Genomic DNA, 17,615 nt, shown 5'->3' on the forward strand with positions numbered 1-17,615 from the left:
ACATACCTTGCGCACGTTCTGCGCCAGTAGCTCTGCGAGACAGAAAGGATGCTGAACAGCAATTTGCTCAGAAAGCTCGACATGCAGGACCTCATGGTGTTCGTCGCCGTGTTCGAGCGAAACAACGTCACCGATGTCTCCGAGAGGCTTTGCGTCAGCCAGTCCACGGTGAGTTACTGCCTGAAAAAACTGCGCAACTGCTTCGATGACGAACTGTTCATCAATACCCGCTCAGGCATGCAGCCAACTGACAAGGCAGGCACGATGTACCCTCACATCCTGAGGATCCTCGACAGCATCAACCTGTGTCACGCCGGCTCACCGACGTTCGACCCGACCTTGCGCTCAGTGACCTTCAACCTCTGCGCACCGGAATACTTCGAACAGCTAATCCTGCCGCGCTTGTTGAAACGCTTTGCTCTCGCCGAGCTTCCGGTGACGGTCAACATGCACAAGCTCGACGCCGACATTCCTGTCGACGCCTTGCGCGATGGCCGTCTTGACCTGGTGATTTGCTTCGGCCCGAATTTTCATCGCAACCACGCCGACCTCAAATCGCGCACGCTGCTTGAAGACGATCTGGTGTGTGTATTCGATAAACGCGCTACACCGCTGGAGCATTTAAACCTGCAAGCGTACGTTGAACGCCGGCATGTATTTCCGACACCCTGGACCTCCACCACCAACATGGTCGATGGCTGGCTCGCACAACAGGGACAAAGACGCCAGATCGTCGCGCGCGCCAACAGTTACAGCGCGGCGCTGAAGATGATCGCCAGTACTGACTTCATCCTGACCCTGCCTCGGCGCATTCAGCAATTGCTCGCCACCGACGCGGCGTTCAATCATTGCGAAGCACCCGATGGCTTGCCCGGGTTCAGCCTCGATATGCAATGGCGTCAAAACCTAGATCAGGACGACGCCAACAGATGGCTTCGCGAACAAGTGATCCAGGCCTGCACAGAACAGGAAATTGCCTGAGATTCAGTTGTTGATGGCCGTCTTGCTGTAGGACTCGCGATCGATGTCGAGGATTTCCACACACAACTGGACTTCGACACCCGCCGGCCATTCACACAACTCCTGCACCACAGCCAATAAACTTTGCGACAATTGCTGCTTGATCTGCGCGGAACGACCGCTCAACAACGCCAGTTTCACATGCACGAACGCCCGTTCTGTCAACGCCGTACCGACCTTGAATGTCTCGACCTTCACTGCACGGCTCTTGATGTCGATTTCGGCGCCGAACTGACCGGACCCCACCAGCGTATTGTTCAGCCGCATCAACGCTACGTCGGCATTCAGTTCAGGTAAATTGGCGGTGTATTCCATGTGCAGGTGAGGCATGGCATTGATCCTGATAGTGGGGGGGGGAAAGATCCTACATATATCACGGCGACGCCCTGCTCACTCAGGCAGCGGCAACACAGCTCGCTCACTCATGAACCCTTCCAGACGCGAACGCAACCAGCGCTCGGCAGGGTCGGTATCGACATGACTGAGCCAGACCATGGACAGGTCCAGGGTCGGCGTCTTGAACGGAAACGGCTCCTTGAACAAATGCCCGGATACGGCCATCGCCTCAGCGGTGTAGTCCGGCAGACTGGCAATCAGATCGGTCCCGGCCAGCAGGGCCGGCAACGAACTGTATTGCGGAACGGAGAGTACCACCTGTCGCGTACGACCAATCTCCGCCAGCCACTCATCGGCGTAGCCACTGACGTTGGCGGTATGGGAGACCAGCACATGGGGGCGTGAGCAATACTCATCCAGAGTCAGCGGCGTGTCGGAGGCGTCGGCCCGTAAAATGCTGGGCTGGATGTGACGCAACAACTTGCGCTTGGCATTGGCCGGCAGGCCGCGGGTCTGGCTGATACCCACCGTGATATCGCCGGACGCCAACAGGTCGGGAATCCGCCAGTAATCGACATGCTGCACCACAAACACCACGCTGGGTGCCTCCTGGCGCAACGCACGCAGCAAGGGCGGCAACAGGCCAAATTCGACGTCGTCGGACAGCCCGATACGAAAGGTCATGGTGCTGCTGGAAGGATCGAAATCATGGGTAAGGCTCAAAGCCACTGACAGCGAATCCAGCGCCGGAGACAGATGCCGGATGATCTCCTCGGCTCGCGCCGTTGGCTCCATGCGACGTCCAACCCGAATAAACAGTGGATCATTGAACATCGCCCGCAGACGGTTGAGCGCAGAGCTGATGGTCGGTTGACCCAAAAACAGCTTTTCCGCTACGCGAGTAACGTTGCGCTCAAGCATCAGCGTTTCGAACACCACCATCAGGTTGATATCGGCCTTGCGTAGCTCGTTGCGATTCATCCATTGCCCCCCTCAATCCCTAAGTCTGCTGACAGTTTAGGTAGTGGACACAACAGGCGTCTATTCACAACCCTGAGATCTGTTGAAGCGAAGCTGCTCTGAGCGAGCAGCTTCACCACACACCATCAGACTCCTTGGTTGGCGTCTGATCATGCGTACCGGGTCAATTCAGCGTCGGCGCCAACAGACAATCGCTGGCAAGCGTTCGTGCGTTGGTGTCGGTCAGATGATGGTCCCAATTACAACGATGCGAATCAGATCGATCGACAGATCACTGCTGGACTCGCTTAGAAACTGTCGGAAAATCAGCCTTTGGTCGAAAAACACTGAGCAATCCAGAGTATGGGCCAAAGTTTAGGCTGGCATTTTTTCAGAACCGCAGAAACGCAAAAGCCCTGAATAATCAGGGCTTTAACGTATAGGTATGGCGGAGAGATAGGATTCGAACCCTAGGTACCGGTGAAGGTACAACGGATTTCGAATCCGTTTTCGCCCATAATGATCATTGGGCGCCCTTCCTCAGAACCCTTTCATGGCCTCATTTTCGACGCAGACCAACACAACGACATTCCACACCATTTGGGGGAATGGTTCCCCCAATTTTCCCCCAGCGCTCTGCCGGCCGAACATACTCCCTATATAAAGGAAGGATGCGCAGTCACGGCACATCCTTGAAGAAGACATGACCGCCCAGTTTCAGTGTCTTCTTCGCCTTCGCTGCCCAAGCCGGCGCCTTAATGCTGGTGGCGTAGTAATGCGTGGCGCCGCCGGTGGGATCAGGCACCTTGCCACCCATCACCTGCTCAGCGGCGATCTGCGCCTGAGCGAACTCGCGGAACGGGATTTGCTTCGCACCGGACAGGTAAGCGAAGTTCGGATCGTTCTTGTTCCAGCAGCTGAACTGGTACGGCTTCTGGCAGACACCGGCGTAGCCCTCGCCCCACCATGATTTAGCCTTGCCATCGTTCACGCGGTTGCGAATTGTCCAGGCTACGGCGACCTGGCCGGCAAGGCTTTCCCCGCGAGCCTCGCCCCACAGCGTGCGCGCGAGGATGTCGCGGTCTCCTTCAGTGACGGTCATATTTTCTCCAGGCGTAAAAAAGCCCGCACGTGGCGGGCCTGTTTTTCAAATTACATGCAGGGCTGTAATTGCAAAAATAATATAAACCTAAAGTAACTTACCAAAATTTAAGAAGTTTCAGGAAGCTCGTCAAACGACTGTATTTGTGCACCGGGGAAGTATAATCCAGCGATTCTACCGTAGGAGTGTCTTCAACTGTCAAATTCCAGTAATCGGTCAGCGCTATAGAGCCTGGGTCATCTTTGTAATAAGGTTTTGTTAATGTCAAATGCGGGCGCTCCCATGCGATATCTTTCCGCACGACTTTTCCCGGCACCCCGACTATAATGCAGTTATTGGGAAATTTACCTTTCACGATACTGCCAATGCCCACGACGCTTCCGTCGCCGATGGTGGTCCCGCCCAGAATCCGCGTGTAAGCGCCAAGCCAAACATGATTACCAATCATCACATTTTTTGGAAGATTGATTCTTTTTCTGGTTCGCACATCGAATATTGGATGTCCATCATCTGCTCTTATCTCAACCTGAGAAGCGAACATGATGTCATCACCAAGGTGCACTGATGCCTTTTCAGCCGCAGATATATAGACCGGCGAAGTGCAATTTATTCCAGAGCCAATCTTGATCGTAGACTCAAACCCTACTCTCACAACACCACTGAAAGTGTTTTTTCCTATCTCGCAATAACCATCATCACAATCAAACATTATTGTAAGATTTCTATTTTTAGCTTCAGGATGAATAACCAGCTTGTTATTTTTTCCTGTAAACTCAACTTTAAAACCCGACTCGATGACGACCCCACAAGAAATTACATTATTATTGTCATCTTTATAATCTTGAATCTTAGTCAGAACAATCTTCAAACCACACTCCAAGCGTGACAATCAAGCATTAGGCCCGGACTGTAACGGAAGTACATTTTTTTATCTAGCCGTTTTATTGACTGCCAAGGGATGTGGCTTATCGCGAGGTCAGACCTCTCCAACCGACGTTCCGCGGGCTTGGAAGAAAGGAGTGGAAATTATTTTTTGCCTGGCTCAGGAGCTGGATCAGGCACAGAAGTTGAATCAGGAACAGGGGTCATGGCTTCAAGCCCGCGAACCAGCATGGCAACTTCGCGATATGGCCGGGTTGTCAAATAATCAGCTACCGCCTGCGCCAATTGTTGTTCGATCAAAAATTTCATTGGTTATACCTCATTTGTTTGATTTGTGAGCAAGCTTGAATTGCGCGCTACGGCGTCCTCAAGGGCGGACATTCGGGCCAGAAGCCCCTCTACAGCTAAGGCAGTTGGAAGGATAAACTCATGGTGTTGTTGCTGCACGGAGCGGACGATCGGGGCAATGAACTCGTCGTAACCAAGCGACATCACGTCGCCCCCCCCTTAACCGCATGATGCTGGAACCCTCCAAAGTCAATGCCCTTGGTTTGGATGGTGCGCTCCACGTCCTGAGCGCGAAACCCTTGGTGGAATCGACTTCGTACTTTACTGCCATCGCGGGGCTTAACGACGGAAATTTCTTCGCCAGTTACAGGATCAAGCTCCAATTCAATATAGTCATCTCGCATGTCCCACTTAAAATCAATCGGTTTCAAGTCAAGGATGAAATCGAGCCCCAGTAGGGTTTCCCGAATCTCAGCCTTGTCCCGTTCATCTGAACGGTTCTGCACAGTGCCATACACATAGAAGTTAGTAGCACTATCTCCGCCTTGGACCTGATTAGGACCGGACACCCGTGTATTCGCACCAAGCAGGGTGCTGTTGGATACCGATACGGAAGGCGTCGAACCATCGATCATCACCAGTCCCGCCTGATATCCGATTGCAGTAGTGTTGATTGTCGGGCCCGAGTTGTTCAGTAATGCTCGATACCCATGGGTTGTTACCCCGACCAAGGGGCCGACAGCATTCTCGCAGGAGTTGCTGCCAGAAATCGCGGAATTGCTAATAGACGTTACAGTCTTCGCAGCGTAGGCCCCGGACACAGTTGAGTTATTGCAAGTAGTTGTGTCAGAGGCGGCCTGCGACCCGTTAATTAATTTGTTCTGAGATAAAGGTGCATCGACCAAGGAGGTTGTCCAGTAAAGTCTGGCGTTTCCCGACCCATCTCCATTATAAGGGCAATATACAGTGAAGTTGTCACCACTGACGCTGAGTACATCCACCGGAAATCCGTGACCGTGGCCCGCATAGGCTGGGCCCCCTCCAGCCCAATAAATATTAGCGCGCCCACCTACAACGGCTGCATGCCCGGGAGCAGTTACAGTAATCACTGATCCAATCTTGCTATAGGTAACGTAAGGATCACTAGGGTAATCACTCTTGACCTTTCCGCCGAATCCGGAAAGATTTTCTAGAAACTGCCCCGCAAGAGCGCCACATATTACGTTGTTGTTGCCCTTCCTTAAGTTGAAACCTGCTCTGTACCCGTTTGCCACCAAGACAATACCAGTGTATGACTTCGCAGCATCCGATCCCAAAGCCACTATCTGTGTGGCAACGTTAGTATTGGGATCGAAGTTCTCGACCTGCGCATACCAGCCGCTCAAAACCTCGCCGGAAAGAGCGTTAGCGCCCATAGCCAGTACGGTGTCACAGTTGACTAGGCTCGCTCCTGTGTTCCGTCCCACGAGCACGTTAGCCCGGCCCGTGGTCAAAGACCTGCCTGCGTTACCGCCAAGCCCTACATTGCGTGTGCCTGCGATAGCTACGGTGCTGTATGAATCGGTAACAGGCTGCAAGCTGTATAGGGCGCACTCTCCCATGGCGAGGTTATCGAAAGACTTTTGCGCCGTGCCGATTGCGTCAGGCCCAATAGCGATAGTTTGTTGGGCTCCTGTTGCAAGGGCTAATGCCCCTACCCCGGCCGCAAAGATGCTCGAGTGGTATGCAAATTGGTTTGCTGGAGGCTGATAGCTTGGCGGAATTGAACCACCAGCTCCGCCAATACATACCACCCCGTTCCCGTCACGCACCATTTTCCACATAGCTGGGTGAGTGACTGCGCCGATTTTGAAGTAGCCCCCATAATACTTGTTCCCCGTTGGGAAGGCATTTACTAGGTAGGTCTTGCCAAGCAGATCAACTTCTTTACCAGTGTGCACAACCTCCAGCGCTGTAAACTTCGAACTATCGTTAGTCGCCCCATCTCCGACAGCCAAGTAATCCTGCGGCGTTACGCTTTCTCGAAATTTATCTTGCCCTGTGCGGATAGCCGCACCTACGCCGGCCTGCTGAACACCGACAACATTGGAGCCGTCAGGCGCTGCAAGCAAAGCCCCATCCAGATTGTTAGGCTCCCACTCAGACGCCTTGTAAATGTATTCAAGGTCTTCTTCGCTGTTGAAATAGCGGTCACCCAGTTGTAGAGCAGCGCCGTCATTGCGCGCAATCGGCTCCGCGGAAAAGGTGCCAAGGAATGGTGCCACGCGAGCCGTGGCCAGATCAGCCGAATCCTCGGCGGCGTTTGCGGACTCAAGCGCGGCATCCATAGCGGCTTGAATGGCTGCAGCAGATAATGCGCGCTTGCCAGTATCCTCAGCCACGCCGGCAGTGTTGCTGTAGACGGCATAGATTTCATCTGGATCGGCCGAGCGGACCAGGAAGATGGCGCCATCAGTTGTCCCGGCAATACCCGCAGCAGTCGTCGGATAAATCGTTGTAGCAAAGCTGATCTTTTCAGCGCCTTCCTCCTGAATGCTGACGATCACCTGTTTCAGGTTTTGGATATCGCCGGAGTCCGTAGGGATCGGATCAGCGCCGACCGCGTCATGAGAAAACCGGCTGATTATATCGCTGCCGATCTCGGCCTTTACCGTGGCGATCTCTAGCCGCTGGGTCTGGTCTGCCATTATGTATTTCCTTGGGGCGAATTTAATGAGCGCGACCAGGTGCGGTCGGCAGAGGAATAGGGTTAAAGCCAGTTGCTGGAGAAGAATTCGCCGCCGTTACTGATCAGCATGTCGGCCACCGCGTCAAAGATTGTGTCGATCTGGTCGTCGTGCGCGTGGGTGTCGTCAGCCGTGAAGGCCGAGGCTTCAGTGAGGAAGGGAGCGACCCAGTCGGTGGTGGCGACGATCTCGCCGCGGTGATCGCGAACGTTCTCGATCTTGCAGCCTTGGTCGTCGTAGATGGCCGGCACGAACACCCGGCCCGACTTGAACCAGAGCACAGCGTCCATGCATCGGGTGACCTTGTTGGCAGCAGGGCCGCGCGGTTGCGGCTCGATCGGAATCGAACCCTTTTTGCTAATGGTCTGGATCAGGCCGGTGCCGCTCGACTTGTCCTCGACACGCATATAGCGCAGGGCCGCCGGACGAAATTGGTCCCACGGCTTCCATTGCTGCCATAGGCGTAGGGCGGCCGCTTCAAGATCGCCCGCGTCGTATTTGCCGCGATGAACCTCGATGATGTACAGGTTGCCGTCGACTCCCAGGCCGCAATGACTGAAGACCGAATAGTCGTGCTGCTCGCCAGTTTTTTTGCGCGGTATCGACGTACACGCCGCGCCAAACGAGGAAAGGCAACTGCTGATAGGTCTTGAACCAGTCGGCATCGATCATGCCGCCGCTCAATGCCACCGGCTCCTGCTGGTACTGGCTGACCATGGTGTATGGGTCGCGGTCCCACAGCGCCATCAGATCGGCGACCGTCTCCTTGGCTGGCCAGTAGGACCAGTATTCAACGCCGCCACGGACGATTGAGGGACTGCTAAAAACGTCACGCTCGGCATGCTCGCGGATCTCTGCGGGAAGCCCTTCTATATATTCACGGGTGACCAGGGCCGGAACTTTAATGTGGCTGAAGTCCAGACCCATGCCGCCCTTGAGCAGGAAGCCTGACACGTCATCCGTGTGTAGGCGCTGCTGGGTGCAGATGACCGGGGTGTCGGGCGATGCACGCCGACTGCGCAGGGTGTTGGTAACAATCCGTTGAGCCTTGGCTCGCATGGTTGCACTGAACGCACTGTCAGCCTTCTCGGGGTCATCCAGGTTGATGAATCCGGTAAAGCCTTCGGAGATGTAGCCGCCACGCACACCGGTGATCTGTCCGCCGGTGGATCGGCTGAAGATCTGGTGTTTATTCCGTCCGTTCTCGTCGGTGATGATCCAGTTGGCCACGTCAGCCTTGCCCAGCTCGCACGGCCATAACTCCTGGTACTCGGAGCTGGTGACGATCGACTTGATGCGGTTGGAGTTCTCTTCGACCAGCGATTTCGAGTAGGACACGCTCAGGTTTCGCGTGCGGTCGAACTTGGTCATCACATAGGCAGGCAGGTGGATCGACCAGTATTCAGTCTTTGTGCCGCCCGGGGGCATGTTGAAAACGACGTTTTTAAGCTCGCCGGCCAGGACTTGCTTGGCCGTGTAGTCCATGTATCGGTGGTGCCAGTTGCAGAGAAACTTCATCCCCTGATTGATCTGGAAGAAGACGCGCATGAAGGCAAGCGGGGAATGCTCGCTGATCAGTTTTGATGCTTCCTTCTCCTCCCGACTCATTGAATCCCAGTCGAGAAGCGCACTCATAGGCGATCAAGCACAGATTCGAGAGTCTTTTTGTCCACCGTGACTTGCGACTTCGTTTCGATAGCGCCGCCATTCTTGCCAGTGATTTCGACGATCTTCTTGTCCAGGCCCAGCAGCTTGGCTTTGCCCATGGTGGCCGAGACAGCTGCCGAGGTTTGAGGGGTTTCAGCCGAGAGAGCAGCCTTCCGCGCCTCTTCCAGCTCCAACAGCAGCGTATCGACGGTGATCTGGTGTCGGTCCATGACAGCTTCCCTTAACTCGGCGAGCCGTTCCTGCACCTGAGGCCGCTGAAACAGGTTCCAGCCCTCGCGCTGCACGGTCTTTTCCGCCATCTTGGTGACGTTGTAGGTGCGACGGTAGGCCTCGGAAGCGTTGCCAGTCTCAATATAAGCGAGGCAAAACGACTCCATCTTGTCGGTGAATCGACGCTTTTTTGGCCTTTCCATATGCACACCTACCCGTAACTCCCTCCCCCTTCAAAGTCAGCCGCTATAGCGGCAAGGACGAAGTCATGCCTGAAATAAAGGAACGGCCGATCTTATTCTCGGCCCCGATGGTGCGCGCCATCCTGGAAGGCCGGAAGACGGTCACACGGCGCGCGCTGAACGAGCAGGCGCTGAAGAACATCGGCTACGGCGTTCAGCTCGGCGAGTGCCACGAACTGCCAGCCGAAGGACCGCTGCACCCGAACAGCGTCGGGTACTACAACGACTTCTGCCCATACGGCCAACCCGGTGACCAGCTGTGGGTGCGCGAGACATGGTACTGCGATCACTTCGAAGTTGAGCGTGGCCCATACCTGCAACCTGCCGACCTGGCGGATTTGGACCAGGCCCGGGAAGATGGCGAACTCGTTTATGCGGCAGATGGCCTGACACCGTATGAGCAGGATCAGCCAACATGGAAGCCGAGCATCCACATGCCCCGCTGGGTCAGCCGGATCTTGCTGGAAATCACCGACGTACGCCTCGAGCGGTTGCAGGACATCAGCGAAGAACAGGCGCAGGCCGAAGGAATCGTAGGCGTGGCTTTCCGACCCGATGACGGCTGGCCGATTTGCACCGGCTATATGGTCGGGCCTGACGATGGGAAGACCGGCTTGCAGACGACAGCAGCCAAGGCCTTTGCGGGTCTTTGGGATTCTGTCGGCGGCGACTGGGACGCCAACCCATGGGTCTGGGTCGTCGAGTTCAAGCAGGTGACGCCATGATCATCCCAATAGCCGCCCCGCTCTACATGCTCTGGCTCATCTACAAGGGGCCGTGGCGATGAGTGATGCACCTATCGAGCCGCAGGAATATTTGTACGGCGTGAAGGTTGTCCAGATCGAGGACCTTCGCGTAGCCAGAGGGATGACTCGGCGCCCAGCGTCGTCATGCCGGCACAAGAAGCTGGTATACGACGAAAAGGAGCGCCGTGTCTGGTGCAGCGACTGCGAAGCCGAGGTTGAGCCCTTTGATGCGTTCGTTGGGATCGTTGAGGTTTTAAGCGGCGGCATGAGTTCGCTTCAGCGCCGGCGACGCGAACTGGACGAAGCCGAAAAATTCCAGATGCGAAGCCGGGCCGCCAAGGTGATGGACGAAGCCTGGCGCAGCACGAAGATGGCGCCGCTATGCCCTCACTGCAACACCGCAATCCTTCCAGAGGATGTTGCGGGTGGTGTGGCCAGCACATCAAAGGCTCTAGTCGCCGCCGCCAGAAAGCGAAACGCCGCTCAATCCCCGAAGTAAGCCTGCCCCAACTCAACAGCCTGTCGGTGATCGGCGGGCGAGGAATTCGCATGGCAGAAATTAAGTGCCACATGGGTCACACCCAGCACGTCAGCACCACCGACTGGGTTGCCGCGCTGACACTCGACCAGCTCCGCTTCGCACGGGATGCCATGGACGAAAAGATCAAGGCAGCCGAGGCGCAGCCAAAGCGGATCGTTTGGCGCGTGTGCCGCGGCGGTGTCTGCGATGGCAACTACCGCGAAGACCAATACGAGAAGGCCGCCGACCACCTGCTGCGCATTTTCAAGGACAAGTTCATGGAAGAGGCGGCGGACTACGTGAAGAAACCATACGGCACTGAAACCTTCCGGCGTGAGCTTCCAAGCATCGAGATCGAGCGCGTAACTCAGTTCGAGTACGACACCGAATGGTTTCCAGCAAAAACCGAATAACCACCTTCTGTCGCCACGCGCGGCATGGAGCACCAAACAACGGAGCAACAAATGAGCGATGACGCGGAAATAGTTTTTGTGGATGGACTGGGCAAAATGCTCGGACGAACCGAAGCATCTGTCAGGGAAGGGATTCGCCGCGGCGTGGACTGGCTGCCCAAGAGCTTCAAAATGGGCACCAGGCACTGCTGGCTGAAAGAAGATGTGCGGGAGTTTTTGCGCGGATGCCGCGACGGCGAAAACAAAGCACCGAAGGTCGGCAGAAAGCGGCAGGCGCCGCCAACGCTGAGGGGTGTGGCGTGATTCTGGGTTTACCCCAGCTTCTCGGCCAAGTCGTGCGGGGAAAGGTGGGTGTACCGCTTGAGCATCGCCAGGGTCTTGTGCCCGGTGATACTCGCCACCTCCATCAAGGAAAGGCCGCGCTCGAACAGGCGGCTGGTTGCTTCGTGACGCATATCGTGAAGGCGGAGGTCTTTTATCTCTGCCGCTTCACAGGCCAGCGCGAAATAGTTGCTGACGCTGTCCATTTTCAAATGAAAGTACCTGCCGCCGTCAATTGGCGTCGGCAATCCCTCCAAGAGTTCCACCGCCCGCGTTGATAGCGGGACGGACCGGCGCTCGCCGTTCTTCGTGTCTTCGAGGAATGCAACTCTTCCCCTGATCTGATCCTTCCGGAGCATTACCAGCTCCGATCGGCGCATTGCCGTCTCCACGGCCAGTTCGATGATGACTGGCAGCTCGGCATTGATCTCGCCGGCATGCTTATAGATGTTCTTCAGCTCTTTGGCCGTTGGTCGGCGCTCTCGCTGCTTGTTGCCCTTCGGCATGCGGATAGCTGTGCACGGGTTCTTCAGTCCATCGATACCCGAGTCCTTCGACGCAACTGTATATAGATGGCTGATCAGCGCGAGATCCAACCGAACAGTGGCAGTTGATTTCCCCGACTTCAATTGGGCGTCACGGTATGCGGCCATGTCGCTGGAGCGGATGGTCGCCAGCGATTTGGCGCCGTACTCCGACTTCTTCCACTTTTCGGCGCGGACCTTTTCCTGCTTCTCGCCCTTCTTGGTCTTGCTGACCTCATTCAGGTATCGCGTCAGAGCGTCTTCGAGCGTGGTGCTTTCCGCCTCCCGGGTGTCGACAAATCGCGAGCGAGACATATCGCCCTCGATCTCGGCAGCCCATCGCTGAGCTTCTGCCTTTGTGTCGAAGGTGGCTGAAAGTGTCGGGTATCCTTTGCGACGGATCTGGGCTCGCCAGGCGTCACCGCGTTTTTCGTAATAGGCCATGCGGGGATAGTAGCGCGAGTCTGGGGGAATGGCACGAGGGACCGATTCCCCCAAATTTCCCCCAAATACAAAAAAGCCCCGAGGCGGTTAAGCGCTCGGGGCCTTTAAATATGGCGGAGAGATAGGGATTCGAACCCTAGGTACCGGTGAAGGTACAACGGATTTCGAATCCGTCCCATTCGGCCACTCTGGCATCTCTCCAACGGCGCGCATCATAACAACACTTTCGTCGGAAGCGAACCCCCTTGGCGAAATATTTCTGTGCTATCAGATGCTTGCGCCGATTAAAGCGGTACGCCCAGACGATTGGCGACTTCTTCGTAGGCTTCGATGACGTCACCAAGGCCCTGACGGAATCGGTCCTTGTCCATTTTCTTGCCGGTAGCCTTGTCCCACAGGCGGCAGCCGTCCGGGCTGAATTCGTCACCCAGGACGATGCTGCCGTCGTGGAATACGCCGAACTCAAGTTTGAAGTCGACCAGCAGCAGGCCAGCGTCGTCGAACAGCTTGCTCAGCACTTCGTTGACCTTGAGCGACAATTCTTTCATGCGAACCAATTGCTCAGCCGTGCCCCAACCGAAAGCCACGACGTGGGATTCGTTGATGAACGGGTCGCCCTTGGCGTCGTCCTTGAGGAACAGTTCGAAGGTGTAAGGGTTGAGCTTCATGCCCTCTTCCACGCCCAGACGCTTGACCAGGCTGCCGGCGGCATAGTTACGCACGACGCATTCGACCGGAATCATGTCCAGCTTCTTGACCAGGCATTCGTTGTCGCCCAGCAGCTTGTCGAATTGGGTCGGTACGCCGGCCGCTTCGAGTTTCTGCATGATGAAGGCGTTGAACTTGTTGTTCACCATGCCTTTGCGGTCGAGCTGCTCGATGCGCTTGCCGTCGAACGCCGAGGTGTCGTTGCGAAACAGCAGGATCAAGCGGTTAGCGTCATCGGTCTTGTAAACCGATTTGGCTTTGCCGCGGTAGAGTTCTTCACGTTTTTCCATGATGGGCTCCGCTTGCTAAGTAGATGGGCTAGGCGATATGTCGCCAGTCGAGCCCTGAATCTTGATCGGCCAGTTGCAGCCAGTCCGGGTCGCACCCGAGGGTGTCGACAAAACATTGCCGGGCCAGCTGCGGCAGGTTGTTCTTGCTGCTCAGATGGGCCAGGACCAGGTGTTGCAGGCCTTGCCAGCCCAACTCGGACACCAGGAATGCCGCCTGGTGGTTATTCAAATGTCCCAGCTCACCGCCAACCCGCTGCTTGAGAAAGTACGGATAATGACCCCGAGCCAGCATGTCACGGCAATGATTGGACTCGATCATCAATGCATCGAGGTCCCGATAGCCCTCCAGCACCTTGTCACAATAGGACCCCAGGTCGGTCAACAGGCCGAAGCGCCGCTCACCATCACTGAACACGTATTGCGTCGGCTCTTGCGCATCGTGGGCCACGGCGATGACACCAATGCTCAAGTCACCGATTTGCAGCTGCTCGCCGCCTGCCAGAAGGCCCGCAGGCTCAATCGGTTTGCGCATCCCGCGCAGGGTTCCGCGACTGAGGTAGACAGGCAGATTGTAACGCCGAGACAGCAAACCCACGCCATGCACGTGGTCGGCATGTTCGTGGGTCACGAGTATCGCGCTCAACTGCGCCGGGTTCACACCCAGGCGCAGCAAGCGTTTTTCGGTTTCCCGCAGGGAGAAACCACAATCTACCAGCACGTACGTATCAGCGCTGGCTATCAGCGTGCCGTTCCCTTGGCTACCGCTGCCGAGAACGGCAAAACGCATGTCATCAGCCCAAATTGTCCTGAATCACGCTCAACACTTTGCGCGCTACATCAGCAGGCGCGACGGTGTTGATGTTTTTCTCGACGGTAACCTGGATGTTCTCGCCGACCTTGCTCAGGCGAACCTGATAACGCTCGGCACGGGCTTCAACTTCTTCCTTGTTCGGCGCGCTGCCGAACAAGCTGCTGAAGAAGCCAGGCTTGTCGTCTTTCTTCTCGGCTTTTTCCGCCAGGTTGATGTAGTACAGGCCCAGGCTGCGGTTGATGTCTTCAACGCGCCATTCACCCTGTTCCAGCGCACGACCGACACTCGACCAGGCACGATCCAGATCGGTACCGACGTTCAGCACCGGGTTACCGCTGCCGTCCTCGCTCAGGCTCACACGGCTAGGCGCATCGAAATCTCGCGAAGCCAGCATGGAAACCGAACCGCCCTTCTCCGAGATGCGGCTCATGCTCGCGAGCATGTCGTCGACCAGGGCCGCGTCCAGACCGGTATTGACCGAACGGTTGGTGAAATCGACGTCGGCGGTGCTGCCGGCGGGCCGCTCGGCGCTGACCACATAGACTTCACTGGTGTTGCGTTGCACGCCCGGCTCGATGCGCACGCGCACTCGGGTTTCGCTGTCGGTGCTGACACCGGCCGCACTCAGACGCTTGGCCATGGCTGCCGACAGTTCATCGGAATGTTGCCAGGTGGTAGTGAATTCGCCGGTTTGCGGACGCTGCTCATCCAGGCGGTACCCATTGTCCTGGAAGAACTGAACGGCCACGGGCCAGACTTCGGCCGGCGGGTTTTGCGCCAGGATCGAGCGCGAGTCACCGCTCTTCTGCAAGGAATACGCACTGGCGTTAGCCGCCGCCGTCAACGGTTGCGGTCGAGGAACGATGTATTCACCCTTGACGGTGTCATCGGCTACGTTGCGCGGGATCGGCAGCAACGGGTCCAGACGCTTGGCGGAGGTGATGTCCGGCGGCAATTGCATCGGTGCAGTCTGTTGCGCTTCCAGGTAGTCGCTACCACGGTCACGGAAATAACCTTCCGGGCCCCAGACCCATCCACAGCCACTCGTGCTGGAGATGATCAAGGCAAGTGCGGAAAGTCCGGCCATTCGCTTCATGCGTTGTACTTCCTCAATTAAACCAGGACGCTGCACTGGCGCAGGGCCGTGCGAAGCGTTTCATGACAGGGTGCGCTCAGCCAGGTCAGCGGCAAGCGAATGCCTTCGTGCATCAGGCCCATTTCGACCAAGGCCCACTTCACCGGAATCGGGTTGGCCTCGATGAACAGGTCCTTGTGCAACGGCATCAGTTTTTCGTTGATGGCGCGTGCAGTCTCGGCGTCACCCTTGAGCGCGGCCTCGCACAGGTCTGCCATTTCGCGCGGAGCGACGTTGGCGGTAACGGAAATGTTGCCCTTGCCACCCAGCAGGATCAGCTCAACCGCGGTCGGATCATCACCGGACAACACGATGAAATCCTTGCTTACGCCATCAAGGATGGCCTTCGCACGCTTCAGGTCGCCAGTCGCTTCCTTGATGCCGATGATGTTTGGCACGGTGGAAAGACGGATCACGGTCTCCGCCTGCATGTCGCAGGAGGTACGGCCAGGCACGTTGTAGAGGATCTGCGGGATATCGACGGATTCGGCAATGTGCTTGAAATGCAGGTACAGGCCTTCCTGGGTCGGCTTGTTGTAATACGGTACGACCAGCAGGCAGGCGTCGGCGCCGGCCTCTTTGGCGTTACGGGTCAACTCGACAGCTTCGCGGGTCGAGTTGGCGCCGGTACCGGCAATTACCGGGATACGGCCGTTGACTTGCTTGACCACGGCACGGATGACTTCGATATGTTCGTTTACATCGAGGGTTGCCGATTCGCCGGTAGTGCCGACGGCAACAATGGCATGGGTGCCGTTTTCAAGGTGGAAGTCCACGAGTTTGCTGAGGCTGTCCCAGTCAAGACGCCCTTGTGCATCCATGGGTGTGACCAGTGCCACCATACTGCCCGCAATCATGAAACCGCTCCTGCCGGAAAAAGAGAGCGGTAATGGTACTGGCGCCAAGATGCTTGCACAAGCGAAGTACTGCGCTGCCGCCATTCCCCTTGGCGCCGCTTTTCGCTACCCTTCAGACTTTGATCGGTACTGACAAGCTCGTCCGTCGGGTTTCAGCCTCCATTTTCGGCATCACAAGCCCCATTCCAGCGTTGCCACTCCTCGCTCCTGCCATACTGGAGCACGTGCAACCAGCGCGTGAGGCTTTCTGAATTCGCATCCGCAGGCTTGCTCACGAAAAATACAGCCCTGAATGTACCGACCGCTCATCGCTTTAGGAATGCTGCATGTCCACCCCCACAGTTCGCGAACAATTCCTTGTCATCAGTGCCCTCGGCGCCAACCCCATGGAGCTGACCAACGTCCTGTGCCGCGCCAGCCATGAAAACCGCTGCGCCGTGGTCACCTCCCGGCTGACCCGTCACGGCGAATGCAGTGCACTCGTACTGGAAATCACCGGCAGTTGGGATGCACTGGCACGCCTTGAAGGCAGCCTCCCCATCCTGGCCAAGCGACACGCATTCACCGTCAACGTGGTGCGCAGCGCCGCCCTGGAAAACCGCCCGCAAGCCCTGCCGTACGTCGCTTACGTCAGCTCGGCCTACCGCTCGGACATCATCAACGAGCTCTGCCAGTTCTTCACCGACCACAACGTCGAACTGGAAAACCTGACCTGCGATACCTATCAGGCACCGCAAACCGGCGGCACCATGCTCAATGCCACGTTTACCGTGACCCTGCCGGCGGGTGTGCAGATCAGCTGGCTGCGTGATCAATTCCTGGACTTCGCTGACGCGTTGAACCTTGATGCCCTGATCGAGCCGTGGCGCCCACAGAACCCAATGTAAGGAAGCTTTCATGGCCGTTGCCATCGACCAACCGGTTGCCGATTTCGAAGCGCCCGCGACCAGCGGGCAGACCGTCAGCCTCTCGGGTCTGAAGGGCAAGCAGGTGGTGCTCTATTTCTATCCGAAGGACAGCACGCCAGGCTGCACCACTCAGGGCCAGGGCTTCAGGGATCAACTGGACGCTTTCAAAGCGGCTAACACCGAAGTGTTCGGCGTATCTCGCGACAGCCTGAAGTCCCACGAAAACTTCAAGACCAAGCAAGCCTTTACGTTCGAGCTGATCAGCGACAAAGAAGAAGCGCTTTGCCAACTGTTTGATGTGATCAAGCTGAAAAAGCTCTATGGCAAGGAATACATGGGCGTGGATCGCAGCACGTTCCTGATCGACAAGGATGGCGTGCTACGTCAGGAATGGCGCGGCGTGAAGGTGCCCGGGCATGTTGATGCTGTATTGGCTGCAGCTCAGGCATTGAATAAAGCCTGATTCTTAAAAGATCGCAGCCTGCGACAGCTCCTACGGGATTA

General features: G+C 56.6%; 21 protein-coding genes and 1 tRNA gene. 7 read left to right on the top strand and 15 right to left on the bottom strand.

Translation table 11 applies throughout. The annotated features are described in order from the left end of the window. Positions 1 to 48: 48 nt before the first annotated feature. A complete protein-coding gene (locus QMK58_RS22540) occupies positions 49 to 981 on the top strand; it encodes a LysR family transcriptional regulator (RefSeq protein WP_053155791.1) in 933 nt (310 codons plus the stop codon). 3 nt (positions 982 to 984) lie between these two features. Here QMK58_RS22540 and QMK58_RS22545 read toward each other — a convergent pair whose 3' ends face one another. The 9 genes from QMK58_RS22545 to QMK58_RS22585 form a co-directional block, all read right to left on the bottom strand. Further along, positions 985 to 1,350 (bottom strand): 5-carboxymethyl-2-hydroxymuconate Delta-isomerase, encoded by a 366-nt coding sequence (locus tag QMK58_RS22545; RefSeq protein ID WP_053155789.1) that lies wholly within the window; start codon positions 1,348 to 1,350, stop codon positions 985 to 987. A gap of 60 nt (positions 1,351 to 1,410) precedes the next feature. Beyond that, positions 1,411 to 2,337 (bottom strand): LysR substrate-binding domain-containing protein, encoded by a 927-nt coding sequence (locus QMK58_RS22550; RefSeq protein ID WP_053155786.1) that lies wholly within the window; start codon positions 2,335 to 2,337, stop codon positions 1,411 to 1,413. 658 nt (positions 2,338 to 2,995) lie between these two features. Further along, positions 2,996 to 3,418 carry a cell wall hydrolase gene (locus QMK58_RS22555; protein ID WP_320395464.1) on the bottom strand — a complete coding sequence of 141 codons (423 nt, stop codon included), beginning with the start codon at positions 3,416 to 3,418 and terminating at the stop codon, positions 2,996 to 2,998. 97 nt (positions 3,419 to 3,515) lie between these two features. Beyond that, positions 3,516 to 4,286: an acyltransferase gene (locus QMK58_RS22560; protein WP_320395465.1), complete on the bottom strand. Its 771-nt coding sequence runs from the start codon at positions 4,284 to 4,286 to the stop codon at positions 3,516 to 3,518. A gap of 158 nt (positions 4,287 to 4,444) precedes the next feature. Further along, on the bottom strand, positions 4,445 to 4,609 hold the full coding sequence (locus tag QMK58_RS22565; RefSeq protein WP_320395466.1) for a hypothetical protein: 165 nt from the start codon (positions 4,607 to 4,609) through the stop codon (positions 4,445 to 4,447). 182 nt (positions 4,610 to 4,791) lie between these two features. Beyond that, positions 4,792 to 7,275 carry a tail fiber domain-containing protein gene (locus QMK58_RS22570; protein WP_320395467.1) on the bottom strand — a complete coding sequence of 828 codons (2,484 nt, stop codon included), beginning with the start codon at positions 7,273 to 7,275 and terminating at the stop codon, positions 4,792 to 4,794. A gap of 62 nt (positions 7,276 to 7,337) precedes the next feature. Continuing rightward, positions 7,338 to 7,859 (bottom strand): phage terminase large subunit, encoded by a 522-nt coding sequence (gene terL, locus QMK58_RS22575; protein WP_320396559.1) that lies wholly within the window; start codon positions 7,857 to 7,859, stop codon positions 7,338 to 7,340. After that, positions 7,792 to 8,949, bottom strand: coding sequence for a hypothetical protein (locus QMK58_RS22580; protein WP_320395468.1), 1,158 nt, complete (start codon positions 8,947 to 8,949; stop codon positions 7,792 to 7,794). Before QMK58_RS22580 ends, terL begins: the two co-directional genes overlap by 68 nt. Then, positions 8,946 to 9,395: a terminase small subunit gene (locus QMK58_RS22585; protein WP_320396560.1), complete on the bottom strand. Its 450-nt coding sequence runs from the start codon at positions 9,393 to 9,395 to the stop codon at positions 8,946 to 8,948. Before QMK58_RS22585 ends, QMK58_RS22580 begins: the two co-directional genes overlap by 4 nt. 65 nt (positions 9,396 to 9,460) lie before the next feature. Here QMK58_RS22585 and QMK58_RS22590 point away from each other — a divergent pair, with 65 nt between their 5' ends. Genes QMK58_RS22590 through QMK58_RS22605 form a run of 4 tightly spaced genes read left to right on the top strand, consistent with a single transcriptional unit; the run spans position 9,461 to position 11,416 of the window. Next, the gene (locus tag QMK58_RS22590; RefSeq protein WP_320395469.1) at positions 9,461 to 10,159 is read left to right on the top strand and encodes a hypothetical protein; all 699 of its coding nucleotides are present in this window, start codon (positions 9,461 to 9,463) and stop codon (positions 10,157 to 10,159) included. Between the two features lie 58 nt (positions 10,160 to 10,217). Further along, positions 10,218 to 10,679 (top strand): hypothetical protein, encoded by a 462-nt coding sequence (locus QMK58_RS22595; RefSeq protein WP_320395470.1) that lies wholly within the window; start codon positions 10,218 to 10,220, stop codon positions 10,677 to 10,679. Positions 10,680 to 10,729: 50 nt separating this feature from the next. Continuing rightward, a complete protein-coding gene (locus tag QMK58_RS22600) occupies positions 10,730 to 11,113 on the top strand; it encodes a hypothetical protein (protein ID WP_320395471.1) in 384 nt (127 codons plus the stop codon). Positions 11,114 to 11,164: 51 nt separating this feature from the next. Then, a complete protein-coding gene (locus QMK58_RS22605) occupies positions 11,165 to 11,416 on the top strand; it encodes a hypothetical protein (protein WP_320395472.1) in 252 nt (83 codons plus the stop codon). An 8-nt stretch (positions 11,417 to 11,424) separates the two neighbouring features. Here QMK58_RS22605 and QMK58_RS22610 read toward each other — a convergent pair whose 3' ends face one another. From QMK58_RS22610 to dapA, 6 genes are all read right to left on the bottom strand, one after another. Then, a complete protein-coding gene (locus QMK58_RS22610; RefSeq protein WP_320395473.1) occupies positions 11,425 to 12,402 on the bottom strand; it encodes a site-specific integrase in 978 nt (325 codons plus the stop codon). A 111-nt stretch (positions 12,403 to 12,513) separates the two neighbouring features. After that, positions 12,514 to 12,603: transfer RNA gene (locus QMK58_RS22615), tRNA-Ser, on the bottom strand. 83 nt (positions 12,604 to 12,686) lie between these two features. Continuing rightward, positions 12,687 to 13,400 carry a phosphoribosylaminoimidazolesuccinocarboxamide synthase gene (gene purC, locus QMK58_RS22620; RefSeq protein WP_007944067.1) on the bottom strand — a complete coding sequence of 238 codons (714 nt, stop codon included), beginning with the start codon at positions 13,398 to 13,400 and terminating at the stop codon, positions 12,687 to 12,689. Positions 13,401 to 13,428: 28 nt separating this feature from the next. Then, positions 13,429 to 14,187: an MBL fold metallo-hydrolase gene (locus tag QMK58_RS22625; protein ID WP_053155766.1), complete on the bottom strand. Its 759-nt coding sequence runs from the start codon at positions 14,185 to 14,187 to the stop codon at positions 13,429 to 13,431. Positions 14,188 to 14,191: 4 nt separating this feature from the next. Beyond that, positions 14,192 to 15,307, bottom strand: a complete 1,116-nt coding sequence (bamC, locus tag QMK58_RS22630; protein WP_053155764.1) for an outer membrane protein assembly factor BamC — start codon at positions 15,305 to 15,307, stop codon at positions 14,192 to 14,194. A 17-nt stretch (positions 15,308 to 15,324) separates the two neighbouring features. After that, positions 15,325 to 16,203, bottom strand: coding sequence for a 4-hydroxy-tetrahydrodipicolinate synthase (dapA, locus tag QMK58_RS22635; protein WP_053155762.1), 879 nt, complete (start codon positions 16,201 to 16,203; stop codon positions 15,325 to 15,327). Between the two features lie 326 nt (positions 16,204 to 16,529). Between dapA and QMK58_RS22640 the strand changes: the two genes are divergently transcribed. Together QMK58_RS22640 and QMK58_RS22645 are read left to right on the top strand one after the other, a co-directional pair. Then, the gene (locus QMK58_RS22640; protein WP_053155761.1) at positions 16,530 to 17,090 is read left to right on the top strand and encodes a glycine cleavage system protein R; all 561 of its coding nucleotides are present in this window, start codon (positions 16,530 to 16,532) and stop codon (positions 17,088 to 17,090) included. A gap of 10 nt (positions 17,091 to 17,100) precedes the next feature. Continuing rightward, positions 17,101 to 17,574, top strand: coding sequence for a peroxiredoxin (locus QMK58_RS22645; protein WP_053155759.1), 474 nt, complete (start codon positions 17,101 to 17,103; stop codon positions 17,572 to 17,574). Positions 17,575 to 17,615: the final 41 nt, after the last annotated feature.

The sequence above is a fragment of the Pseudomonas sp. P8_241 genome, from assembly GCF_034008315.1.
Taxonomy (GTDB): Bacteria; Pseudomonadota; Gammaproteobacteria; order Pseudomonadales; family Pseudomonadaceae; genus Aquipseudomonas.